The organism is Thiobacillus sp. (assembly GCF_024708915.1).
On sequence record NZ_JANJXQ010000004.1, the window covers coordinates 1 to 23,162 of the forward strand.

18 protein-coding genes are annotated in these 23,162 nt (G+C 66.2%); 17 read left to right on the plus strand and 1 reads right to left on the minus strand.

The window, feature by feature from the left end:
* The 16 genes from Q0L94_RS00550 to yrfG form a co-directional block, all read left to right on the plus strand.
* A partial coding sequence (locus tag Q0L94_RS00550) for an AAA family ATPase (protein WP_296749075.1) occupies window positions 1–1,624 on the plus strand: 1,624 nt, incomplete at its 5' end.
* A 438-nt stretch (window positions 1,625–2,062) separates the two neighbouring features.
* Entirely contained in the window at window positions 2,063–2,155 is a 93-nt protein-coding gene (locus tag Q0L94_RS00555) for a potassium-transporting ATPase subunit F (protein WP_296749077.1), read from the plus strand.
* On the plus strand, window positions 2,152–3,960 hold the full coding sequence (gene kdpA, locus Q0L94_RS00560) for a potassium-transporting ATPase subunit KdpA (RefSeq protein WP_296749078.1): 1,809 nt from the start codon (window positions 2,152–2,154) through the stop codon (window positions 3,958–3,960). Before Q0L94_RS00555 ends, kdpA begins: the two co-directional genes overlap by 4 nt.
* A gap of 10 nt (window positions 3,961–3,970) precedes the next feature.
* A complete protein-coding gene (gene kdpB, locus Q0L94_RS00565) occupies window positions 3,971–6,046 on the plus strand; it encodes a potassium-transporting ATPase subunit KdpB (RefSeq protein WP_296749080.1) in 2,076 nt (691 codons plus the stop codon).
* Window positions 6,047–6,055: 9 nt separating this feature from the next.
* On the plus strand, window positions 6,056–6,634 hold the full coding sequence (gene kdpC / locus Q0L94_RS00570) for a potassium-transporting ATPase subunit KdpC (protein ID WP_296749082.1): 579 nt from the start codon (window positions 6,056–6,058) through the stop codon (window positions 6,632–6,634).
* Window positions 6,635–6,764: 130 nt separating this feature from the next.
* Window positions 6,765–7,511 carry a TorF family putative porin gene (locus Q0L94_RS00575; protein ID WP_296749084.1) on the plus strand — a complete coding sequence of 249 codons (747 nt, stop codon included), beginning with the start codon at window positions 6,765–6,767 and terminating at the stop codon, window positions 7,509–7,511.
* Window positions 7,512–7,609: 98 nt separating this feature from the next.
* Window positions 7,610–7,948: a hypothetical protein gene (locus Q0L94_RS00580; RefSeq protein ID WP_296749086.1), complete on the plus strand. Its 339-nt coding sequence runs from the start codon at window positions 7,610–7,612 to the stop codon at window positions 7,946–7,948.
* A gap of 202 nt (window positions 7,949–8,150) precedes the next feature.
* Window positions 8,151–10,865, plus strand: a complete 2,715-nt coding sequence (gene kdpD / locus Q0L94_RS00585; protein WP_296749088.1) for a two-component system sensor histidine kinase KdpD — start codon at window positions 8,151–8,153, stop codon at window positions 10,863–10,865.
* A gap of 5 nt (window positions 10,866–10,870) precedes the next feature.
* Window positions 10,871–11,575, plus strand: a complete 705-nt coding sequence (gene kdpE / locus Q0L94_RS00590; protein ID WP_296749090.1) for a two-component system response regulator KdpE — start codon at window positions 10,871–10,873, stop codon at window positions 11,573–11,575.
* Window positions 11,576–11,825: 250 nt separating this feature from the next.
* Window positions 11,826–13,538, plus strand: coding sequence for an autotransporter assembly complex family protein (locus Q0L94_RS00595; RefSeq protein ID WP_296749092.1), 1,713 nt, complete (start codon window positions 11,826–11,828; stop codon window positions 13,536–13,538).
* Window positions 13,535–17,317 carry a translocation/assembly module TamB domain-containing protein gene (locus tag Q0L94_RS00600; protein ID WP_296749094.1) on the plus strand — a complete coding sequence of 1,261 codons (3,783 nt, stop codon included), beginning with the start codon at window positions 13,535–13,537 and terminating at the stop codon, window positions 17,315–17,317. The genes Q0L94_RS00595 and Q0L94_RS00600 overlap by 4 nt, the downstream gene beginning before the upstream one ends.
* A 99-nt stretch (window positions 17,318–17,416) precedes the next feature.
* The gene (gene surE, locus Q0L94_RS00605) at window positions 17,417–18,160 is read left to right on the plus strand and encodes a 5'/3'-nucleotidase SurE (protein WP_296749096.1); all 744 of its coding nucleotides are present in this window, start codon (window positions 17,417–17,419) and stop codon (window positions 18,158–18,160) included.
* Window positions 18,145–18,825: a protein-L-isoaspartate(D-aspartate) O-methyltransferase gene (locus tag Q0L94_RS00610; protein WP_296749098.1), complete on the plus strand. Its 681-nt coding sequence runs from the start codon at window positions 18,145–18,147 to the stop codon at window positions 18,823–18,825. Before surE ends, Q0L94_RS00610 begins: the two co-directional genes overlap by 16 nt.
* Before the next feature lie 5 nt (window positions 18,826–18,830).
* Complete coding sequence (locus tag Q0L94_RS00615; protein ID WP_296749100.1) at window positions 18,831–19,742, plus strand: peptidoglycan DD-metalloendopeptidase family protein; 912 nt, start codon at window positions 18,831–18,833, stop codon at window positions 19,740–19,742.
* On the plus strand, window positions 19,739–20,680 hold the full coding sequence (gene rpoS, locus Q0L94_RS00620) for an RNA polymerase sigma factor RpoS (protein ID WP_296749102.1): 942 nt from the start codon (window positions 19,739–19,741) through the stop codon (window positions 20,678–20,680). The genes Q0L94_RS00615 and rpoS overlap by 4 nt, the downstream gene beginning before the upstream one ends.
* Window positions 20,681–20,726: 46 nt before the next feature.
* The gene (yrfG, locus tag Q0L94_RS00625; RefSeq protein WP_296749104.1) at window positions 20,727–21,380 is read left to right on the plus strand and encodes a GMP/IMP nucleotidase; all 654 of its coding nucleotides are present in this window, start codon (window positions 20,727–20,729) and stop codon (window positions 21,378–21,380) included.
* An 18-nt stretch (window positions 21,381–21,398) separates the two neighbouring features.
* Here the strand turns inward: yrfG and Q0L94_RS00630 are convergent, their stop codons facing one another.
* Window positions 21,399–21,779 carry an Mth938-like domain-containing protein gene (locus Q0L94_RS00630; RefSeq protein ID WP_296749105.1) on the minus strand — a complete coding sequence of 127 codons (381 nt, stop codon included), beginning with the start codon at window positions 21,777–21,779 and terminating at the stop codon, window positions 21,399–21,401.
* A gap of 157 nt (window positions 21,780–21,936) precedes the next feature.
* On the opposite strand from Q0L94_RS00630, the gene Q0L94_RS00635 reads away from it, so the two are divergent.
* Window positions 21,937–23,162 (plus strand): pyridoxal phosphate-dependent aminotransferase (locus Q0L94_RS00635; RefSeq protein ID WP_296749107.1); only part of this gene is annotated, 1,226 nt, incomplete at its 3' end.

A 23,162-nucleotide genomic window follows, 5' to 3' on the forward strand; every position in this document is an offset into this window, starting at 1 on the left:
GGATGCCGCGCTCGAGCGCCGCTTCCAGAAGGTGCTGGTCGACGAACCGACCGTGGAGGCGACCATCGCCATCCTGCGCGGCCTGCAGGAGAAGTACGAGATCCACCACGGCGTCGACATCACCGACCCGGCGATCGTTGCCGCAGCCGAGCTGTCGCACCGCTACATCACCGACCGCTTCCTGCCCGACAAGGCCATCGACCTCATCGACGAGGCCGCCGCGCGCATCAAGATGGAGATCGATTCCAAGCCGGAGGTCATGGACAAGCTCGACCGCCGCCTGATCCAGCTGAAGATCGAGCGCGAGGCGGTGCGCAAGGAGAAGGACGAGGCCTCGCGCAAGCGCATGGCGCTGATCGAGGACGAGATCAATAAACTGGAGAAGGAGTACTCCGACCTCGAGGAAGTCTGGAAGGCGGAGAAGGCCCAGGTGCAGGGCTCGGCCCACATCAAGGAAGAGATCGACCGCGTCCGCGCCGAGATCGCCAAACTGCAGCGCGAGGGCAGGCTGGAGAAGGTGGCGGAGCTGCAGTACGGCAAGCTGCCGCAGCTGGAAGCCCAGCTGAAGGCCGCCGAGAAAGTCAGTCCCCAGGACACGGCGAAGAAGAAGCTGCTGCGCACCCAGGTCGGCGCCGAGGAGATCGCCGAAGTGGTGTCGCGCGCCACCGGCATCCCCGTCTCGAAGATGATGCAGGGCGAGCGCGAGAAGTTGCTGCTGATGGAAGAGCGCCTGCACCAGCGCGTCGTCGGCCAGGACGAGGCGGTGCGCCTCGTCTCGGACGCCATCCGCCGCTCGCGCGCCGGCCTGTCGGAGGAGAACCGGCCCTACGGCTCCTTCCTGTTCCTCGGCCCCACCGGCGTCGGCAAGACCGAGCTGTGCAAGACGCTCGCCGAATACCTGTTCGATTCCGCCGACCATATGGTCCGCATCGACATGAGCGAATTCATGGAGAAACATTCGGTCGCGCGCCTCATCGGCGCGCCGCCCGGCTACGTCGGCTACGAGGAAGGCGGCTATCTGACCGAGGCGGTGCGCCGCAAGCCTTACTCCGTCATCCTGATGGACGAGGTGGAAAAGGCGCACCCGGACGTCTTCAACGTGCTGCTGCAGGTGCTCGACGACGGCCGTCTGACCGACGGCCAGGGCCGCACCGTCGACTTCCGCAACACCGTGATCGTGATGACGTCCAACCTCGGCAGCCAGATGATCCAGCAGATGGCGGGTGACGACTATCAGGTGGTGAAGCTCGCCGTGCTGGGCGAAGTGAAGTCCTACTTCCGCCCCGAGTTCATCAACCGCATCGACGAGGTCGTCGTGTTCCATGCGCTCTCCGAATCGCATATCGCCAGCATCGCGCGCATCCAGCTGCAGGCGCTGGAGAAACGCCTGGCGCAGATGGAAATGAAGCTCGACGTCAGCGACGCCGCGCTGGCCGAAATCGCCAAGGCCGGATTCGACCCGATCTACGGCGCGCGGCCGCTCAAGCGGGCGATCCAGAGCGAACTCGAAAACCCGCTGGCGAAGGAAATCCTGTCCGGACGCTTCGCGCCCAACGACACCATCCGCGTCGACGTGCAAAACGGGACATTCGGTTTCGAGAAGGCGGCCATACAGCAGGCTTGACGAGGCCGTGCAAGTCGAACGAGAGGGCGGGGTTTCCGCCCTCTTTTTTTTTGGGTGCGCCAGGCATGGCGCGTAGCGCCGTGACTGGCGCTGTTTTCCTGACTATGGTGGCCAGGGGAATGACTTGGAGGTGGAAGTCCTCTACACACCCGGCAAGGGGAAGTGTTAGCTGAACGGCAAGCTGTCCTTATTGGTCAACCACGCAGTCTGAAACCACTTCTGGCTGTCTAGTGCAGTTATCCCTGCAGCTTTATGCTTTCTTAACACCTGCCCCGCCAGTCTTAGCCCCATCTTTACCAGCGCCTGCCTATAGTCCGTGGTGTTCCTGTTCACATTGGAAGGAAATGCCATGGATCTGCTTTACATCGCCCTGGGCGTAGGCTTCTTCGTCCTCACGGCTGTCCTCGTGTCCATCTTCGACGGGCTGAGAAGACGCTGATGAATATTCTCTACCTCATCGCCCTGGTCGCCGCGGTAGGCATTTTCGCCTACCTGCTGGCCGTGCTGTTCTACCCGGAGGACTTTTCATGACTGCCAATGGCTACATGCAATTGGGGCTGTACCTGATCGCCCTGATCGGCCTGGCGTGGCCGCTGGGCGTCTACATGGCCCGCGTCTATCGGGACGAGCTGCCCGGTTTCGTGCGCTGGCTCAAGCCGGTGGAAAACGCCTTCTATCGCGTCTGCGGCGTCAAGCCGGGCGACGATATGCCGTGGACCCGCTACGCCTTCGCGATGATCGCCTTCAACCTCATGGGCTTTCTGGTCGTCTACGCCCTGCAGCGGCTGCAAGTCTGGCTGCCCCTCAACCCCGAGGGCCTGGCCAACACCACGACCGATCTCGCCTTCAACACGGCGGTGAGCTTCGCCACCAACACCAACTGGCAGAGTTATGGCGGCGAGACCACCATGAGCTATCTGACCCAGATGGCCGGACTGGCGGTACAGAACTTCGTTTCTGCGGCCACCGGCATGGCCGTGCTGGTCGCCCTGATGCGCGGCTTCACGCGCAAGGAAGCAGGTGGCGTCGGCAACTTCTGGGTCGACATGGTGCGCTCCACGCTCTACATCCTGCTGCCGCTCTCGCTCGTCCTGTCGGTGGCGCTGGTCAGCCAGGGCGTGGTGCAGACCTTCTCACCCTACCAGAAGGCGCAATTCGTCGAGTCGGTGAGCTACGAGCAGGCGAAGACCGGCGCGGATGGTGAGCCCGTCGTGGATGCCCAAGGTCAGCCGGTGATGGAGCAGGTTGCCGTCACCGAACAGACCATCGCCGTCGGCCCGGCCGCCTCGCAGATCGCCATCAAGCAGCTCGGCACCAACGGCGGCGGCTTCTTCAACGTCAACTCCGCGCACCCGCTGGAAAACCCGACGCCGCTTGCCAACTTCCTGGAAGTGCTGGCCATCCTGATCATCCCGGCCGCCCTGTGCTTCACCTTCGGCCGCTTCGTCGGCGACATGCGCCAGGGCGGGGCCATTCTCGCCGCGATGACCGTGGTGTTCACCGCCTTGCTGGGGGTGGCGGCAGCCGCCGAGCAGTCCGGCAATCCGCTGTTCGAGCGTCTGGGGCTGGCCACTGAGGCATCCGACGTCCAGGCGGGCGGCAACATGGAAGGCAAGGAGACCCGCTTCGGCATCGCCAACTCTGCCCTGTGGGCCACCGCCACCACCGCCGCCTCCAACGGCTCGGTGAACGCCATGCATGATTCCTTCACCCCGATCGGCGGCATGGTGCCGATGTGGCTGATGCAGCTCGGCGAAGTAATCTTCGGCGGCGCCGGTTCGGGCCTCTACGGCATGATCGTGTTCGCGTTGATCGGCGTGTTCGTCGCCGGCCTGATGATCGGCCGCACGCCCGAGTACCTGGGCAAGAAGATCGAGTCCTTCGAGGTGAAGATGGCCGCGGTCGCCATCCTGGTGCCGCCGCTGGCGGTGCTGGCCGGCACTGCTCTTGCCGTGAGCCTGGAGGTTGGCCGTGCCGGCATCTTCAACCCCGGCGCACACGGCTTCTCCGAGGTCCTGTATGCCTTCTCGTCGGCCGGCAACAACAACGGCAGCGCGTTCGGCGGCCTCGCCGCCAACACGCCTTTCTACAACACCATGCTGGGCTTCGCCATGCTGCTGTCGCGCTACTGGCTGGCCATCCCGGTGCTGGCCATCGCCGGCTCGCTGGCGGCCAAGAAGATCGTGCCGGCTTCGGCGGGCACCCTGCCCACCCATACCCCGCTGTTCGTGCTCCTGCTGATCGGCACCGTGATCGTCGTCGGGGCGCTCACCTTCGTGCCGGCCCTGGCTTTGGGTCCGGTGGTCGAGCACCTGCAGATGATCTCGGTCAAATAAGGAATTCGCCATGCATAAAACACAAACGCTCTACGACGCCGCCCTGTTGAAGGTGGCGGCCTGGGACGCGGTGAAGCGCCTGTCGCCCCGCCATCAGGTGAAGAACCCGGTGATGTTCGTGGTCTGGCTGGGCAGCCTGCTGACCAGCGGCCTGTTCGTCCAGGCGCTGACAGGTCAGGGCGAAGCCCCCGCCGGCTTCATCCTCGCCATCACGCTGTGGCTGTGGTTCACCGTGCTGTTCGCCAATTTCGCTGAGGCGGTGGCGGAAGGCCGCGGCAAGGCCCAGGCGGCGGCGCTGAAAGGCATGAAGAAGGCCGTGCTGGCCAAAAAACTGAAAGAGCCGGGCCACGACGCCATCATCCATGTGGTCAACTCGGAGGATTTGCGCAAGGGCGATTTCGTGCTGGTCACTGCCGGCGAGCTCATCCCCGGCGACGGCGAGGTGATCGAAGGCGTCGCCTCGGTTGACGAGTCGGCCATCACCGGTGAATCGGCTCCGGTGATCCGCGAGGCGGGCGGCGATTTCTCCGCCGTCACCGGCGGCACCCGGGTGCTGTCTGACTGGCTGGTGGTGCGTATCGCCGTCAATCCCGGCGAGACCTTCCTCGACCGCATGATCGCCATGGTGGAGGGCGCCAAGCGCCAGAAGACGCCCAACGAGATCGCGCTGACCATCCTCTTGGTGGCGCTGACCCTGGTGTTCCTGCTCGCCACCGCGACCCTGCTGCCGTTCTCGCTGTTCAGCGTGAGTGCGGCCGGTGCCGGCGTGCCGGTCAGCGTGACCGTGCTGGTCGCCCTGCTGGTCTGCCTCATCCCCACCACCATCGGCGGCCTCCTGTCAGCCATCGGCGTGGCCGGCATGGGCCGCATGATGGCGAAGAACGTCATCGCCACCTCGGGCCGTGCGGTGGAAGCGGCCGGCGACGTCGATGTGCTGCTGCTCGACAAGACCGGCACCATCACCCTGGGCAACCGCCAGGCCAGCAATTTTCTGCATGCCTCCGGGGTAACAGAGCGGGAACTGGCTGATGCCGCCCAGCTCGCCTCGCTCGCCGACGAAACGCCGGAGGGCCGCAGCATCGTGGTGCTGGCCAAGCAGAAGTTCGGCCTGCGTGGCCGCGATGTGCAAGAATTGGGCGCCCACTTCGTGCACTTCGCCGCGCAGACCCGCATGAGCGGCGTCGACCTCGACGGCCGCGAGATCCGCAAGGGTGCTGGCGATGCTGTGCGCGCCTACGTCGCCGAAAAAGGCGGCCACTTCCCGCCGGAGGTGGAGGTCATTGTCGAGCATGTCTCCAAGCGCGGAGCGACCCCGCTGGTGGTGGCGGAATTCGCCGGCGGCCAGGCCCGCGTGCTGGGCGTTGTGGAACTCAAGGACATCGTCAAGGGCGGCATCAAGGAGCGTTTCGCCGAAATGCGCCGCATGGGCATCAAGACCGTGATGATCACCGGCGACAACCGCCTCACCGCCGCCGCCATCGCCGCCGAGGCGGGAGTGGACGATTTCCTGGCCGAGGCGACGCCGGAGGCCAAGCTGAAGCTGATCCGCGAATACCAGGCCGAAGGCCGACTGGTGGCGATGACCGGTGACGGCACCAACGATGCGCCCGCCTTGGCTCAGGCTGACGTTGCGGTGGCGATGAACACCGGCACCCAGGCGGCCAAAGAGGCCGGCAACATGGTCGACCTCGACTCCAATCCCACCAAGCTGATCGAGGTGGTGGAGACCGGCAAGCAGATGCTGGTGACGCGCGGCTCGCTCACCACCTTCTCGATCGCCAACGACGTCGCCAAGTACTTCGCCATCATCCCGGCCGCCTTCGCCACCACCTACCCTGCGCTCGACGCCCTCAACGTGATGGGACTGGCGACGCCCGCAAGCGCGATCCTGTCGGCGGTGATCTTCAACGCGCTGGTCATCGTCGCGCTGATCCCGCTGGCGCTGAAAGGCGTGAAGTACCGCCCGCTCGGCGCCGGCGCCATCCTGCAGCGCAACCTGCTGGTCTATGGCCTGGGCGGCCTCATCGTGCCCTTCATCGGCATCAAGGCCATCGACCTGATTCTGGTCGGCCTCAACCTGGCTTAAGGAGACACCATGCTCAAGGAACTCAAACCCGCCGCCCTGCTGCTCGTCCTGCTCACCGTGCTCACCGGGGCGCTCTACCCGGCCCTGGTCACGGGGCTGGCCCAGACCCTGTTTCCCGGCGAGGCGAACGGCAGTCTGATCAAGCAGGACGGCAAGGTCGTCGGCTCAGCCCTCGTCGGCCAGCCGTTCTCCGACCCCAAGCACTTCTGGTCCCGCCCCTCGGCCACCGGCCCTGTGCCCTACAACGGCGGCGCCTCCACCGGCTCCAACCTGGGCCCGCTGAACCCGACGCTGGAAGAAGCGGTCAAGGCGCGGATTGATGCGCTCAAGGCGTCAGACCCGACCCAGACGGCGCCGATCCCGGTGGACCTGGTCACCGCCTCGGGCAGCGGCCTCGATCCCCACATCAGCCCCGCCGCCGCCCGCTGGCAGGCACCCCGCATTGCCCGCCTGCGCGGCCTCAGCGAAGCCGAGGTGGCGAAGCTCATCGACGCCCACACCGAGGGCCGCCAGCTTGGCCTGTTGGGCGAGCCACGGGTCAATGTGCTGACGCTGAATCTGGCCCTGGACCGTCTGGCCAAGTCATGAGCCTGCCATGGAATTTCCAGAACTTTGTGATGGCGATCGCCGTACTCGTAGTCCCTTTGCTTTTTGCATGGGTTGTTGTGAACAGATTGGCTAACAAGCCCTCCAGGAAACACAAAAGGAAATCAAGTAAATGAAATTGTCGCGCCCAACCACATTCCGCCCCCTCATCCTGCTGGCCGCCATGGCGTCCCTGCCGGCGCTTGCCGAGGACAGCCCCCACACCTTCAGCGGCAACCTGGGCCTCTATTCCGACTACGCCTTCCGTGGCGTCTCGCAGACTGCGGGCGATCCCGCCCTCCAGGGCGGCTTCGACTATGCCCATGCGAGTGGCGTTTACCTGGGCACATGGGCCTCCAACGTGACCGAGGCGATGTACACGGAAACCGCCATCCCCGGCGGCGGCACGGGCACCAGCAACATGGAATGGGACATCTACGGCGGCTATGCCGGCAAGGTCGGCGACGACCTGGGCTACAACGTCGGTCTGCTGCAGTACTACTACCCCGGCGCTACCCATTTCAACACCCTGGAAGCCTACGCCGGCATCACCTACAAAGGCTTCGGTCTGAAGGCCTCCTACAACCTGGACGACTATTTTGGTGTTGCCAACTCAGACGGCACCATCTACTGGGACGCCAGCTACAACTACGAGCTGCCCGCCAAGGTGATGCTGAGCCTGCACTACGGGGTCACCGCCGCCACGGGTAGCGCAGTCGATTACACCGATTGGAAGGTCGGCCTCGGCAAGGAGTTCGGCGGCTTCAATTTCGGCCTGGCCTACACCGACACCGACCTTTCCGATGCCGAACAGGGACGCATCAAGGGTGAGGACGTCAAGAAAGGTCGGTTGATCGTTTCCGTCAGCAAGACGTTCTGAACCGCCTTCTCGATTCTTAATGTTCGGGCCTCCAATCTTTGCAGCACCTTGATGTGTCGGCCGCTAGGCTGACACTCATTGCAATTACAGGAGGTGGCATGAACATCATGCGACGTGAAGAAAAGTCTGCGATGACCGACAAGGTGTGTGTCGGTATCGTCCTGGTCGGGGAAGACATCCGGGTGGCAGCGCGCGTGAACGGTCGTGAAATTGCACGCGACTGTTTCCCTGCCAGCCCCCTTGGCACCATGGCCCTGCTCGGCTATCTGGCCGACTGGCAGGCGCCCTTGCGGCTGGCTGTGGCCTCGGCAGGAGCCGCAGCCATCGGCCTGGCGCTCGCTGCCGGCGCACCGCATGGCCGAGAGGTGTTTCTGGTTTCCACGCCAACCCCGAGTGCCGCATCGGATCTCGCACGTTATGCCGAACGTGCCATCTGACAATGGAGCCGAAGAGGTTCTCCATATTTGCCCGGTCTGCGGCAGGACGCACGCGGTGAACCCGGCTCGCCACTCGGTGGCCTGGGGGCGTCAGTTCACCTGTTCCTCCGAGTGCGAGTCGGAACGCCGCCGCATGCGCAAGCAACTGCTTGCAGCCTATTCACTGCGTGCGCCAGACAGGCGCTGAAAGTACACTGAGCCCATGCCTGACATCGACCAAGACAACCGCCCCGATCCCGACGCGCTGCTCGCCCGCATCGAGGCCGAAGCCGAGCGTGCGAAGAAGGGAAAACTGAGGGTCTTCTTCGGCGCCTGCCCCGGCGTGGGCAAGACCTACGGCATGCTGAGTGCGGCGCGCGCGCTGCACGAGCAGGGTGCCGAGGTGGTGGTGGGGGTGGTGGAGACGCATGGGCGTTCCGAAACCGCGCGCCTGGTGGAAGGCCTGGAGCTGCTGCCGCCCAAGCTCGTGGCCTATCAGGGGAAGGAACTCCGCGAGTTCGACCTGGATGCGGCGCTTGCCCGCAAACCCGCGCTCATCCTGGTGGACGAACTGGCGCATTCCAACGTCGCCGGCTCGCGCCATCCCAAGCGCTGGCAGGACGTCGAGGAACTGCTGGCGGCAGGCATCGACGTCTGGACCACGGTGAACGTGCAGCATCTGGAAAGCCTCAACGACATCGTCGGCGGCATCACCGGCATCCAGGTACGCGAGACCCTGCCGGACAGGGTGTTCGAGCAGGCCGACGAGGTCGCCCTGGTGGACCTGCCGCCGGACGAACTGCTGCAGCGGATGAAGGAAGGCAAGGTCTACCTGCCGCAACAGGCCGAGCGCGCCGTCCGCAACTTCTTCCGCAAGGGTAACCTGATCGCCCTGCGCGAACTGGCGCTGCGCCGCACCGCCGACCGGGTGGATGCGCAGATGCGGGAATACCGAGCCGACCGGGCCATCGAGACGGTGTGGCAGACCAAGGAAAGGCTGCTGGTCTGCGTCGGCCCGGGCGCCGGCGGCGACCGCCTGGTGCGCGCTGCGGCCCGGCTTGCAGGAAACCTTCATGCTGACTGGATCGCCGTCTACGTCGAGACGCCGGCGCTGCAGCGCCTGTCCGAGGCCAACCGCGACAAGATACTCAGGACGCTTGCCTTGGCCCGAGAATTGGGCGCGGAGACCGCTACCCTGGCCGGCCAGGAAGACACCCAGACCCTGCTGGCCTATGCCATCAGCCGCAACGTCTCAAAGTTGGTGGTGGGCAAGAGTTTGCGCACCGGGCTGTCGCGGATGCTGCGCGCGCCCCTGTCGGATCGTCTTTCCGCATTGGCCCGCGATGTGGATGTCTACGTGGTGGCCCACGAGGAGGAGGCGGCACCCGCTGGCGAGGTGGTCGCGATGCCACTCGATCTGGAGCTGGAACCGGCGCCTGGGCGGAAGCTGCAAGGCTATGCCTGGGCCGGAGGCATCTGTGCCCTGACCACCGTGTTGGCCAAGCTGGTGTTGCCCTATTTCGATCTGGCCAACCTGATCATGTTCTACCTGGTGGGGGTGGTCTGGGTGGCAGCGCGCTACGGGCGGGGGCCGGCCATCCTGGGATCGGTGTTCAGCGTGCTGGCCTTCGACTTTTTTTTCGTTCCGCCTGCGCTATCGTTTACCGTCGCCGACACCCGTTATCTGCTGACCTTCTTCATTATGCTGGCGGTGGCGCTGACCATCAGCACTCTCGCCGCCAATCTGCGCTACCAGGCGCGCATCGCCATGTACCGGGAGCGCCGCACGCGGGCGCTCAACGAACTGGGCAAGGAGCTGGCCGGCGCCCTGATGGCGGAGCAGATCGTCGAAACGGCGAGGCACCATCTGGAAAGCCTGTTTCAGGCGAAGGTCTGCTTCCTACTGCCGGACGCCCAGGAAAAACTGTATTCGACTTCTCCGTTGCCCGAGCACAAGGACCTGCCCCTGGACCCGGCTATCGCCCAGTGGGTCTACGACCATCAGCAGCCTGCCGGCATGGGCACTCAGAGTCTGGCCGGCGCACCCATGTACTACCTGCCGCTGAAAGCACCCATGCGCACGCGCGGCGTACTGGCCCTGGAGCCGAGCCAGAAGCGACTGCTGTTTCTGCCGGAACAGGCGCGCATGCTGGAAACCCTGGCCGGCCAGATTGCGCTGGCCCTAGAGCGGGTGCATTTCGTGGAAGTCGCGCAGGATGCCCTGGTGCGGATGGAATCCGAACGGCTGCGCAACGGCCTGTTGTCCGCGCTGTCGCATGATCTGCGCACGCCGCTGACCGTACTGGCGGGCCTGGCTGATTCGCTGCCGCTGGCGGGCCCGCCCTTGCCCGCAGCGCAGGCGGAGATCGCCCAGGCGATCCGCGCCGAGTCGCTGCGCACCAGCATCCTGGTGAGTAACCTGATGGACATGGCGCGCCTGCAGGAAGGCCAGGTCCAGATCAAGCGTGAATGGCAGCCACTGGAGGAAGTCGTGGGCGCTTCGCTGCAGACCCTGGCCGTTCCGCTGGCGCGTCACGAGGTGGTCGTCGACCTGCCGGCGGACCTGCCGCTGCTGGCATTCGACAGCGTGCTGATGGAGCGGGTGTTCTGCAACCTGCTGGAGAACGCTGCGAAATACACGCCGGCCGGCAGCCGCATCGAGATCGGCGCCCGCAACGAGGGCGATCGCGTCACCATCACCGTCGCTGACAACGGACCCGGGCTGCCGCCCGGCCGCGAGGACAGCCTGTTCGAGAAATTCACCCGTGGCCACGACGAATCCGCCGTGGCGGGCGTCGGCCTCGGCCTCGCCATCGTGCGCGCCATCGTCGAAGCGCATAAAGGAACGGTCAGGGGCGAGAACCGTCCGCAAGGCGGCGCCCGCTTCGTCATCACCCTGCCCGTCGGCGAGCCGCCTGTCGTTCCCCCGGAGACCTGAACCTGATGGACACCCCGCACGCCGCTTCGCCCACTGTGGTCGTCATCGAGGACGAGCCGCAGATCCGCCGCTTCGTCCGTACTGCGCTGGAAGCCGAGGGCTGCCACGTGGTGGAGGCCGCCACTGGAGAGCGGGGCCTGATCGAGGCAGGCACGCGTAAGCCCGACCTGGTCATCCTCGACCTTGGCCTGCCGGACCGGGACGGCGTCGACGTGGTGCACGATCTGCGCAACTGGTCCGCTGTCCCCATCCTCATCCTGTCGGCCCGGGTCGACGAAACCGACAAGGTGGCTGCCCTCGACGCGGGTGCGGACGACTATCTGACCAAGCCATTCGGCGTGGCGGAACTGCTGGCACGCGTACGCGCGCTGCTGCGCCGCACGCGGATGGCCGGCAGCGAAGGGCCGCTAGTTATCTTCGGCGAAGTCGCAGTGGATCTGGCTCGCCGCCAGGTTACCCGGGACGGCGCAGAAATCCACCTCACTCCCATCGAATACCGGTTGCTGGCCCTGCTCATCGCCAATACCGGCCGAGTGCTCACCCACCGGCAACTGCTGCGCGAAGTCTGGGGTCCCAGCCACGCCGAGGACACCCACTACCTGCGCGTCTACATGACGGGCCTGCGCCGCAAGCTGGAGGAGAACCCGGCCCAGCCTCGCCACATTCGCACTGAGTCCGGAGTGGGCTATCGCCTCGTGACCGACATGTAATGGGGGCGTGTTCCGCACGCCCGCCACCTTCACGGTTGCCACCCTGGTTGTCCGCTTCTGGCTGATAACCATGACGGTCATGGCGATCAGTGAGACCGTCTGGAATTGGCCGGTAACGGCCACATAGTTTCTATCCCTCTGCTGGCAGTCCGCCTCCCCCACAGCTTTTGCCCGATCCCAACCCACCCCCTAGAATGGACTGACCTCTTCTTCCGCGTGGATCGTCTTGCCTGCTCGCTTTTGCAAAACCTTGCTCTTCCTTGCCGCGCTCGCCGCGCTGCCGGCCTACGCGCTAACGGTGGAGGTGCAGGCTCCCGATGAACTCAAGGCACTCCTGACGCAGCATCTGGAAACGGCACGGGCGGCACGCTCGGGCGAAAAGCCCGATGCCGAGGAAGTCGCGCGGCTGCAGCGGCAGAGCGAGCTGACGGCGCGCGACCTCTTGGCGACCGAAGGCTATTTTTCGCCGCGGGTGGACAGCGTGGTGGAACGCTCGGGCGGCGACTGGCGGGTAACTTACCGGGTTGACCCCGGTGCGCGCACGCGGGTGCGCAGCGTGAAGCTGGCCTTCGGCGGCGCCTTGAAAACGCGGCTTGATGCGGCCAGCCTGCGAGGGCGCATCGAACGCAGCTTTACGTTGAAGCAGGGCATGCCGTTTCGCCAGGCGGACTGGGAGGCGGCCAAGCTGGCGGTGCTGCGGCCCCTGCTGGCGGGCGCCTATCCGGCGGCGCAGATCGAGTCGAGCGAGGCGCGCATCGATCCCGCCGCACAGGCGGCGGACCTGACCCTGACGGTCGACAGCGGGCCTGCCTTCTTCTACGGCCAGCCGGCCATCAGCGGCAGCCAGCGCTATCCCGAGTCGATCATCCGCAACCTCAATCCGGTCAAGCCCGGCAAGCCGGTTCGCCAGCAGGATCTGCTGGACTATCAGATGGCGCTCGAATCCAGCGGCTATTATGCGCAGGCCACGGTACACATCGAGCCCGATCCGGCGCTGGCGGCGGCGGTGCCGCTCCGGGTCGAGGTGGTGGAGCGGCCGCAGAAGCTGTTCAGCGTGGGGGCCGGTGTCAGTACCGATACCGGCGCGCGGGTGCAGGCGTCGTGGCTGGATCGCGACATCCTGGACCGCGGCATGCGTCTCAAGCTCGATGCGCGCCTGGAAACCATGCGCCAGACCGGGGCGGCGGAACTGGCCTGGCCGCGCACGACCAAAGGCTACGAACACAGCCTCGGCGTGCAGCTCAAGCAGGAAGACATCAAGGGGCAGGAAACCCGTTCCACGGTATTGGCGGCCAAGCGCGGCCGCACGCGCGGGCAGATCGAATCGACCCTGTCGCTGCAATACCAGACCGAACAGCAGAGCATTGCCGACGTGCTGGACGTGCGCAACCAGGCGCTGGTGGCCAACTATGCGTGGACAAAGCGCACGGTCGGACGCGCGTTCTATCCGCGGCGCGGCTACGTGCTGAGCCTGCAGGGCGGCGGAGCGGCCGAGGCCTTGCTGTCGGACACCGACTTCGTCCGGCTGTACGGCCGCCATACCCAGTATTTCCGCGCCGGCAGCAGTGGCCGGCTGATCCTGCGCGGCGAATTCGGCAGCGTGCTGGCGGACACCCGCGACGGCATCCCCACCGATTTCCTGTTCCGTGCCGGCGGCGACAATTCGGTGCGCGGCTATGCCTATCAGAGCCTGGGCCGCACGCTCACCGGCGGGGTGGCATCGGTGCGCTATCTCGCCACCGGCAGTGTCGAATACAACTATTTTTTCAACCGTGACTGGGGCATGGCGCTGTTCGTCGATGCCGGCGACGCGGCCGACAGCCCGGGCGCCCTGTCGCCGGTGTTCGGCTACGGCACGGGCGTGCGCTATCGCTCCCCGGTCGGGCCGGTGAATCTCGACCTCGCCTATGGCGAAGCCACCGCCAAATTCCGTCTGCATTTCTCGCTCGGAGTATCGTTTTGAGGCGCGCCGCCCGGTGGCTGCTGGGCCTGTTTGCACTGCTGGGCCTGCTGCTCGCGGCGGGCGCCTTTCTGGCGGGCACGGCCACCGGGTTCCGCTGGCTGAGCGGAACAGCGGCGAGCTTGAGCGGCGGCCGGGTGCAGATCGAAGGCGTCGAGGGCCATCTCGGTGTGCCGCTCGGCATCCGCAAACTGACGATCGCCACCGCCGCCCGGCGCATCGAAATCGAGGCTATCCGCCTCGAATGGCAGCCGCGCGCGCTGTGGCAGCGCCGGCTCGATGTCGACCTGCTGGCGGCGCGCAGTGCGCGGGTGACGATCCTGAAGCCCGACCCCACGCCGCCACAATTGCCGCGCAGCCTGCGCCTGCCGCTCGATGTGCAGGTGCGCACATTCGACCTGGCACAGTTGGAGATCGTCGATGCCGGTGCACGCCTGACGTTCGGTGCGCTGCGCGGGCGGCTCGACGACGACGGCCAGCGCTATCGCCTGACCCAGGCAAGCGTAACCTCGCCGTGGGCCGGGCTGCAGGGACAAGTCGAGATCGGCAAGGATGCGCCATTTGCCTTGCAGGGGCGCATCGACGCCGTGCGCAATGAACCGGTGCCGATAACGGCCCGGCTCGGTCTGGCCGGCACCCTGGCAGCATTGCAATTCAGGCTCGATGCCGAAGCGGAAAGCATGCGCATGATGGCCAGCGGCGAAGCCGCGCCGTTCGCGCGCGTGCGCCTGCCCAGATTGCTGGTGAGCGGGCAGGGGATCGACCCGCGGCTGTTCGTGACGGACGCGCCGGCTGCCGATCTGGCGTTTTCCGGGGTATTCGAGGGGCGTGCCGGCGAGCGCCTGCTCGGCACCTTCAGCCTGACCAACCGGCTGGCCGGCCGGCTCGACCAGCACCGGCTGCCGCTGGCCAACCTGACCGGGGCGGTGGCGGGCGACATGACCGATGCGGATTTCAGCGTGCTGGCGATCGATCTGGGTGCAGCCGGGCAACTCACGGGAATAGGCCAGTGGCGCAATGGCCGCTTTGCGCTCGATCTCGCCAGCCCGCGCCTCGATCTGGCTGGCCTGCACCGCGATCTCTACGCCACGCGCCTGCGCACGACGCTGCAACTGGCCGGCGATGCCGCGCGCCAGACGCTCGACGCCGAGGTGGACGAAGCCTGGGGGCAAGGACGTTTCACGCTGAGCCATGCCGATTCGGGCTTGCGGCTGGAAGCGGCGAATTTCAGCGGCCAGGCCGGTCGGCTGACGGCGAAAGGCATGCTGCAGCTCGACGCCAGCCGCGCGTTTTCCGCCGAATTCGACGCCACGCAGATCAATCCAGCACGCTTCGGACGGTTTCCGCGCGCGCGGCTCAACGCGCGCGGCCAGGTGAGCGGCGCGCTGCTGCCCGACCTGCGGATGCAGACGCAATTCACCCTGCCGCCGGGCGAACTCGAGGGCCGACCGGTCCGCGGGCAGGGGCGCTTGCGCTACGAAAACCGGCATCTGACCGACGCCGATATCGATCTCGATATCGCCGGCAACCGGGCGCAGCTGACGGGCGCCTATGGCCGTGCCGGCGACCGCCTGCGGTGGGACGTCGACGCGCCCGCGCTGGCGCGGCTGAACCTGGGACTGGCCGGGCGGCTGACCAGCACGGGCAGTGCCGGCGGCGACCCTGCCCAGTTGCAGATTGACGCGAAGGTGGCGGCCAGCGGCCTGCGCCTGCCGGGCGACATCGCGGCCGATAGCCTGGATCTGCAGCTCGAACTGCAGGCGGCTGCGGCCGGCGCGTTCAACGGCCGGCTCGACGCACGCGGGGTGCGCCTGGCCGGGCAGCGCCTGAGTGCCATCCAGGCAGACCTGCAAGGCCGCCGCAACGCGCACACGCTGTCGCTCGACGCCCGCCTGCCTGCCTGGCGGGTGACGGCGAGTCTCGCCGGCGGACTGGACGCCACGCAGATGTCGTGGCGCGGGCAGTTGAACCGGGCCGAGGTGGAGGGCGCCTGGCCGATGCGGCTGAGCGCGCCCGCTGCGCTGACGCTGTCGCGCGAACGGCAGCAGATAAACGATCTGGTGCTGGCGCTGGCGGGCGGACAAGTCAACGTGGTGCAGATCGACCGTCAGGGCGCGCAGCTGGCCACGCGCGGAAGCCTGGTCAACCTGCCGCTGACGCCCGTGCTCGGCCTGCTGGAAAAGCCGTTGCCGTTCACCACCGACCTGCGGGTGAATGGCGACTGGAGCCTGCGCCTGGGCACTACGCTCGATGGCCAGGCGCGCCTGCTGCGCCAGAGCGGCGATGTGCACCTGACCGAGCCGGCGATGAATCTGGGACTGACCGCGCTCGCGCTGAATTTTCGTGCCGACGCCAGCCGCGTCACCGCCCGCCTCGAAGCCGATACCCGCGAGGCCGGACAGGTGCGTGCCGAAGGGCGCGCCACGCTCGAACGCACGGGCGCCGCCTTCAGCTTGTTGCGCAGCGCGCCGCTGGCATGGACGGCCACGCTCAACGTGCCCGACCTGCGTCTGGCCAGGCCTTTCCTGCCAGTCGGCATCCGGCTGGATGCGCGTCTGGCCGCGCAACTCGCGGGCAGCGGCAGCCTGGCGGCGCCGCGCATCGACGGCCTGATCGATGCCAGCGCGATCCGCTTTGCGATGCCGGAAGAAGGCATCGCCATCACCGACGGCACGCTGCAACTGCTGCTCGCCGGCGACCGGGTGCGGGTGCAGCAGGGCGAGCTGAAAGGCCAGAGCGGACGCATCGTGGTGAGCGGCGAAGCGCAGCTGAAAAACCCGCAGGCTGGCCTCACGCTGGTCTTCGAGAAATTTGCCGCCACCAATCGCAGCGACCGCCGCGTGAGCGTGTCCGGCACGACCCGTCTCAATCTCGACCCGCAGCGCCTGCACCTCACCGGCGAACTCACCGCCGACCGCGCCCGGCTGGAAATGCCGGAGGCGAGCCGGCCCGTATTGTCGGCCGATGTCGTCGTCATCGGCCAGTCGCCGCGTGAAAAGCCGGTCGCGCAGCGCTTCCCGCTGGCGCTCGATCTGACGCTCAGGCTGGGCGACGATTTCCTGTTCAAGGGCGGCGGGCTCGATGCGCGGCTGGGCGGCCGGTTGCGCGTGTTCACCGTAAGCCAGGCACCGCGCCAGGATCGCCCGCAGGGCGGGCGTCAGGCGGCGTTTCCCTCGCAGGTGCTGCGCGGCGAAGGCACGATCCAGGTGGAAGAAGGGCGCTACGCGGCCTATGCGCAGACGCTGGAGATCGAGCGCGGGGTGCTGCGCTTTGCCGGGCCGATCGACAACCCCGGGCTGGACGTGCTGGCGGTGCGCAAGAACCCGCGCGTCAAGGCCGGCGTGCAGGTCAGCGGCACGGTGCAGCGCCCGGTGGTGAAGCTGTATTCCGATCCGGTTCTGCCCGACACCGAAAAGCTCGCCTGGCTGGTGCTGGGGCACGGCCTGGAAAACAGCGGGCAGCAGGAATTCGTGCTGCTGCAGGTTGCGGCCGGTGCGCTGCTGAGCCAGGCCGAATCGGTAAACTTTCAGTCAAAACTGGCCGACGCGCTGGGCATCGACAGTTTCGACGTGCGCGCCGGCAGCGGCGAAGATTTCGCCGGCAGCGTGGTCAGTGTCGGCAAGCGCCTCTCGTCGCGCGCCATGCTGAGCTACGAGCAGAGCCTGGACGGGCTGAGCCAGGTGGTCAAGGTGCTGTACCAGCTGACGCCGCACGTGCGGCTGGAGGCGCAGGCCGGGCAGCAAAGCAGCTTCGACGCGTTTTACAGCCTGGAATACGACTGAATCCATCAAGCGGCGATGATAGAATCCGGGCATGTTTCATCCCCTGCTTGTTCTCATGCAGCCCGTGTTTTCGACGATAGATAGTGCTGGGGGCCGCTGATGCGCATCCTGCTTTCCAATGATGACGGTTACTTCGCCCCCGGCCTTGCCGCCCTGGCGCGGGCGCTCGCTCCCCTGGCCGACATCACCGTGGTGGCGCCCGAACGCGATCGCAGCGGCGCGTCCAATTCGCTGACGCTCGATCGCCCGCTGATGTTGCGGCAGGAGCCCGGCGGCTTTTACTACGTCAACGGCACCCCGACCGACTGCGTTCATCTGGCCGTCACCGGCATGCTCGACCATCTGCCTGACATAGTGATTTCCGGCATCAACCATGGTGCCAACATGGGCGACGACACCATCTATTCCGGCACCGTCGCCGCCGCCACCGAAGGCTATCTGCTGGGTGTCCCGTCGATTGCGGTATCGCTCGCCAACCACAACGCGCAGCACTTCGATACCGCCGCGCGCGTGGTGGTCGAACTGGTGCAGCGTATCCAGGCGCAGCCGCCGACCGAGCCGATGCTGCTCAACGTCAATGTGCCGGATCGCGCCCGGGCCGATCTCGGCGGCATCCGCGTGACCCGGCTGGGCAAGCGCCACAAGGCCGAGCCGGTGGTGAAAACCACCAACCCGCGCGGACAGACCGTGTACTGGGTGGGCGCGTCGGGAGGCGCGCAGGATGCGGGCGAAGGCACCGATTTTCATGCCGTTGCCAACGGCTTCGTTTCGATCACCCCGCTGCAAATGGACCTGACCCGTTTCAGCCAGATGGACAGCGTAAGCGTATGGCTGAATCCCTGAACCTGCGCGCCGGCATCGGCATGACTTCGGCGCGCACGCGCGGCCGCATGGTCGAGCGCCTGCGCGAGCAGGGCATCAAGGACGAGATCGTGCTGGCGGCGATGGGCACGGTGCCGCGCCATCTGTTCGTCGACCAGGCGCTGGAGTCGCGCGCCTACGAGGACACAGCGCTGCCGATCGGCTTCGGACAGACCATTTCCAATCCCTACATCGTGGCGCGCATGGCCGAACTGGCACGCCACGGTGAGGCGAGCCAGGGCCATGAACTGGGCCGCGTGCTGGAAATCGGGCTGGGCTGCGGCTATCAGGCAGCCGTGCTGGGCAGGCTGGCGCGCGAAGTGGTGTCGCTGGAGCGCATCGCCGCGCTGGTCGGCAAAACCCGCCAGCGCCTGCGTGAACTGCGGGTCAACAACGTCAAGCCCAAGCACGGTGACGGCATGGCGGGGGCGAAGGATTTTGCACCGTTCGACGCCATCGTGATCGCGGCCGCGTTTGCCGAGGTGCCGCATGGCCTGCTGGCCCAGCTGGGCGATGGCGGACGCCTGGTGATGCCGCTCGGCAATGCCACGCAGACGCTGTGCGTGTTCGAGCGCCAGGGCGATCAGTTCACCGAGCGCCGGCTCGAAGGCGTGAAATTCGTCCCCTTGCTGCCGGGGGTGGCGTGATCGGGATGGCCACCCGTGGCGGCGTGAGGGCCGCATGGCTGGGCGGACTGCTGCTGGGAATGGCGGGTTGCGCCTCGCACACGCCGGCGCCGGTGAGCGAACGGACGCCAGCGCGCGTCGCCAGCATGCCGCCCGCCACGGCCAAACCTGCCCCGGCACAGCAGATCGTGCCGTCCGCCAACGGCCTACATACGGTGCAGCGCGGCGATACGCTGTATGCCATTGCGTTTGCCAACAGCCTGGATTACCGCGAAGTCGCCGACTGGAACCGGCTTGAGTCGCCCGACCGCATCCTGGTGGGCCAGGTGCTGCGGCTGACGCCGCCGCCGGGCGCGGTCGAAATCAAACCGCTCGACGACGTGCCCGCGCCGAGCGCGCGCCCGCTGGTCGAGCCGACTTTGCAGCGTGAGCCGCAAGCCGTGTTGCTGGCCTATTCCGAGGCCAACTGGGCGCAGGTGTCGGCCGCGCCTGCCGTGGCCAAGCCCACTCCGGCCGTGGCGCCCGCCGCCGCGCCGCCCCCCGCCCCGCCTCCCGCTGCCAACGCGGCAGTCGACAGCTGGCTGTGGCCGGTCGACGGCACGCTGGCAGGGCGCTTTGGCGCGGCGGGCGGCAAGGGCATCGACATCGTCGGGCAACGCAACGCACCGGTGAAAGCGGTGGCGCCCGGCAAGGTGGTATACAGCGGCAGCGGCCTGCGCGGCTACGGGCGTCTGCTGATCGTCAAGCATGCGGGCGAGTTCCTCTCCGCCTATGCACACAACGAAGCGATCCTGGTGAAGGAGGGCGACAGCGTGAGCGCCGGGCAAAAAATCGCGCTGATGGGCGACAGCGACGCCGATCGGGTTAAACTGCATTTTGAAATCCGCCGTTACGGCAAGCCACTCGATCCACTGAACTATCTTCCGGAGCGTTCATGAGCCGTCAAACCAGTGACGAATCCGAGGACCTGACGCCAGGCGATGCCGAAACGGAGCAGCCGGCAGCGGACAGCAGCGAGGAACTGGCGTCGGCCATCCTCGACGAGCCGCAGGTCGACGTCACCCAGCTCTATCTCAACGAAATCGGCCAGGCGCCGCTGCTGACCGCGGCGGAGGAGGTCGCGCTGGCGCGGCGTACCGTGCTGGGCGACTTCGAAGCGCGGCAGACCATGATCGAGCGCAACCTGCGGCTGGTGGTCAACATCGCCAAGCATTACGCCAACCGCGGCCTGACACTGCTCGACCTGGTGGAAGAAGGCAATCTAGGCCTTATCCACGCGCTGGAAAAATTCGACCCCGAGCGCGGTTTCCGCTTCTCGACCTATGCCACCTGGTGGATCCGCCAGAACATCGAGCGCGCGATCATGAACCAGTCGCGCACCATCCGCCTGCCGGTGCACATCATCAAGGAACTCAACGTCTACCTGCGCGCCAAGCGGCATCTGGAAACCCACGGCGTGACCGATGCCACCTCGGACGATATCGCCGCGCTGACCGGTCATCCGGTCGAAAACGTGCGCCGCATCATGCGGCTGAATGAAAGAGTGGCATCGCTCGATGCGCCGCTCGACGTCGACCCCACGCTGTCGCTGGGTGAAACGATCGCCGACGACAATGTTCATCTGCCGGACGAAATGCTGCAGATCGAAGAAATCGAACACCATGTCCACGAATGGCTGACCCAGCTCAACGACAAGCAGCGCTGGGTGATCGAGCGGCGCTTCGGCCTCAACAACTGCGAAGCCTGCACGCTGGAAGATCTGGCGCTCGAACTGCAGGTGACGCGCGAGCGCGTGCGCCAGATCCAGATGGAATCCCTGCGCGTGCTGCGGCAGCTGCTGCGGCGGCGCGGCGTATCCAAGGACGAGCTGTTTTAATCCGGAAACGGCAGCGACCGCCGCCGGCGCATGGGGAGGCGCTGCAATGATCGATTGGCAGCAGATACATAGCGTCTTCCTCGACATGGACGGCACGCTGCTGGATCTCCATTTCGACAACCATTTCTGGCTGGAGCACATGCCGCGCCGTTATGCCGAATACCACGGCCTGGCGCCGGAAGTGGCGCGCGCCCGACTCGCCGCGCATTACGAACGCCACAGCGGAACCCTCAACTGGTATTGCCTGGATTTCTGGAGCAGTGAGCTTGCGCTCGACATCGTGCAGCTGAAGGAAGAGGTCGCGCACCTGATCGCCGTGCGTCCGGACGTACCGGCATTCCTGCAGGCGCTGCGCGCGTCGGGGCGCCGGGTGGTGATGGTGACCAACGCGCATCCCAAGAGCCTCGGCCTGAAAATGCGCGAAACCCGCATCGATGCCTGGTTCGATGCGCTGATCTCTTCCCATCAGGTCGGCCTGCCGAAGGAGCATCCGGATTTCTGGCAGGGCTTGCAGACGGTCGAACCGTACGACAAGGCGCGCACCCTGTTCGTCGACGACAGCCTGCCGGTGCTGCGGAGTGCGCAGGCCTACGGCATCGCCCACCTGCGGGCGGTGTGCAATCCGGATTCGAAACAGCCGCACAAGGACTGCGGCGAATTCACCGCCATCGCCAGCTTTGCGCAGATGATGCCGGAATAGGCGTTCGCGGGAATCGGGCTAATCGGGGTCGATCAGCACCGCTGCGCCCACGTTGCGGCCTTCGGCGATCAGGATGTTGTAGGTGCGGCAGAGCGCGCCGAGGTCCATGACTTCCAGCCCGATACGGGCGTCCAGCAGGGGGCGGGTGAGCGCAGGGCGGGGGAAACGCAGCCGGGTGCCGGTGCCGAGCAGCACGATGTCGACGGGGTGCTCGGCGATCCAGGCAAAGTGCGCCGCCGTGAGCGCCGTAAAATCCAGCCCCGCCCAGGGCGCCACCTCGACACCGCCAGCGCTGAGCAACAGGCTCGTATCGTGGCGGGTGCCGCCAATCAGCACGTGGCTGGCCGCATAGCCGGTGAACAGCAGCTGGTTCGGGGCGGTATTGAGATGCAGTTTCATGACGAAACCATAGCAGATTCAAGGGGGGCCGGCTTTTTGCCGCCCGGCCGCGGCGTTTGCCGGGGCAGGGCGGCTCCGGTAAAATCGCGTTTTTTCCAAGGCATTGTTTTACTTTGATTTGTTGCCTTGATTTTACGCAGGTTGACAAGGATTCGTTGTGACGGCAGACACCAAGCCATGCTTACGCACCATTCGTAAATCGTCCAAGCTGGACAACGTCTGCTACGACATCCGCGGCCCGGTACTGGCGCGCGCACGGCAGATGGAGGAGGAGGGCCAGCGCATCATCAAGCTGAACATCGGCAATCCGGCGCCGTTCGGCTTCGAGGCGCCCGAGGAAATCGTCCAGGACGTGATCGTCAACCTGCCGAACGCGTCGGGCTACAGCGACTCCAAGGGGCTGTTTTCGGCGCGCAAGGCGATCATGCACGAGACCCAGCGCAAAGGCATCGCCGGGGTGACCATCGACGACATCATCGTCGGCAACGGCGCCTCCGAACTGATCGTGATGGCGATGCAGGCGCTCTTGAACAACGGCGACGAGGTGCTGGTGCCGGCGCCGGACTACCCCTTGTGGACCGCAGCAGTAAGCCTGGGCGGCGGCAAGCCGCGGCACTACCTGTGCGACGAGGGCGCCGGCTGGCTGCCCGATCTCGACGACATCCGCGCCAAGATCACGCCGCATACGCGCGCCATCGTCATCATCAATCCGAACAACCCCACCGGTGCGCTGTATCCGACCGAACTGCTGCTGGAGCTACTGGAAATCGCACGCCAGCACCAGTTGATCGTGTACGCCGACGAGATCTACGACAAGGTGCTTTACGACGGCGTAGTGCACACCTCGATCGCCTCGCTGGCCGAGGACGTGCTGATCGTCACCTTCAACGGGCTGTCGAAAAACTACCGCGCCTGCGGCTACCGCTCCGGCTGGCTGATCGTGTCGGGCGACAAACGCCACGCCAAGGACTATCTGGAAGGCCTCAACATGCTGGCGTCGATGCGCCTGTGCTCCAACGTGCCGGGGCAATACGCGATCCAGACCGCGCTTGGCGGCTACCAGAGCATCAACGACCTGGTCGCGCCGGGCGGCCGGTTGGCCCGTCAGCGCGACCTGGCGCACGAACTGCTGACCCTGATTCCCGGCGTCAGCTGCTTCAAGCCGAAGGCGGCGCTGTACCTGTTCCCGCGGCTCGACCCCAAGTACTACCGCATCCACGACGACCAGAAATTCATCCTCGACCTGCTGGATGAGGAGCGTGTGCTGGTGGTGCAGGGAACCGGTTTCAACTGGCCGCATCCGGATCACATCCGGGTGGCGTTCCTGCCGCACGAAGAAGGCCTGATCGAGGCGATCGGCCGCATGAGCCGCTTTCTCGACCG

Coding starts and splice junctions, on each gene's coding strand:
- surE (WP_296749096.1), top strand. CDS start 17,417: ATGCGCATCCTGCTTTCCAATGATGACGGTTACTTCGCCCCCGGCCTT.
- Q0L94_RS00615 (WP_296749100.1), top strand. CDS start 18,831: ATGGCCACCCGTGGCGGCGTGAGGGCCGCATGGCTGGGCGGACTGCTG.
- Q0L94_RS00575 (WP_296749084.1), top strand. CDS start 6,765: ATGAAATTGTCGCGCCCAACCACATTCCGCCCCCTCATCCTGCTGGCC.
- kdpA (WP_296749078.1), top strand. CDS start 2,152: ATGACTGCCAATGGCTACATGCAATTGGGGCTGTACCTGATCGCCCTG.
- kdpC (WP_296749082.1), top strand. CDS start 6,056: ATGCTCAAGGAACTCAAACCCGCCGCCCTGCTGCTCGTCCTGCTCACC.
- Q0L94_RS00630 (WP_296749105.1), bottom strand. CDS start 21,779: ATGAAACTGCATCTCAATACCGCCCCGAACCAGCTGCTGTTCACCGGC.
- kdpD (WP_296749088.1), top strand. CDS start 8,151: ATGCCTGACATCGACCAAGACAACCGCCCCGATCCCGACGCGCTGCTC.
- Q0L94_RS00580 (WP_296749086.1), top strand. CDS start 7,610: ATGAACATCATGCGACGTGAAGAAAAGTCTGCGATGACCGACAAGGTG.
- Q0L94_RS00555 (WP_296749077.1), top strand. CDS start 2,063: ATGAATATTCTCTACCTCATCGCCCTGGTCGCCGCGGTAGGCATTTTC.
- kdpB (WP_296749080.1), top strand. CDS start 3,971: ATGCATAAAACACAAACGCTCTACGACGCCGCCCTGTTGAAGGTGGCG.
- rpoS (WP_296749102.1), top strand. CDS start 19,739: ATGAGCCGTCAAACCAGTGACGAATCCGAGGACCTGACGCCAGGCGAT.
- yrfG (WP_296749104.1), top strand. CDS start 20,727: ATGATCGATTGGCAGCAGATACATAGCGTCTTCCTCGACATGGACGGC.
- kdpE (WP_296749090.1), top strand. CDS start 10,871: ATGGACACCCCGCACGCCGCTTCGCCCACTGTGGTCGTCATCGAGGAC.
- Q0L94_RS00610 (WP_296749098.1), top strand. CDS start 18,145: ATGGCTGAATCCCTGAACCTGCGCGCCGGCATCGGCATGACTTCGGCG.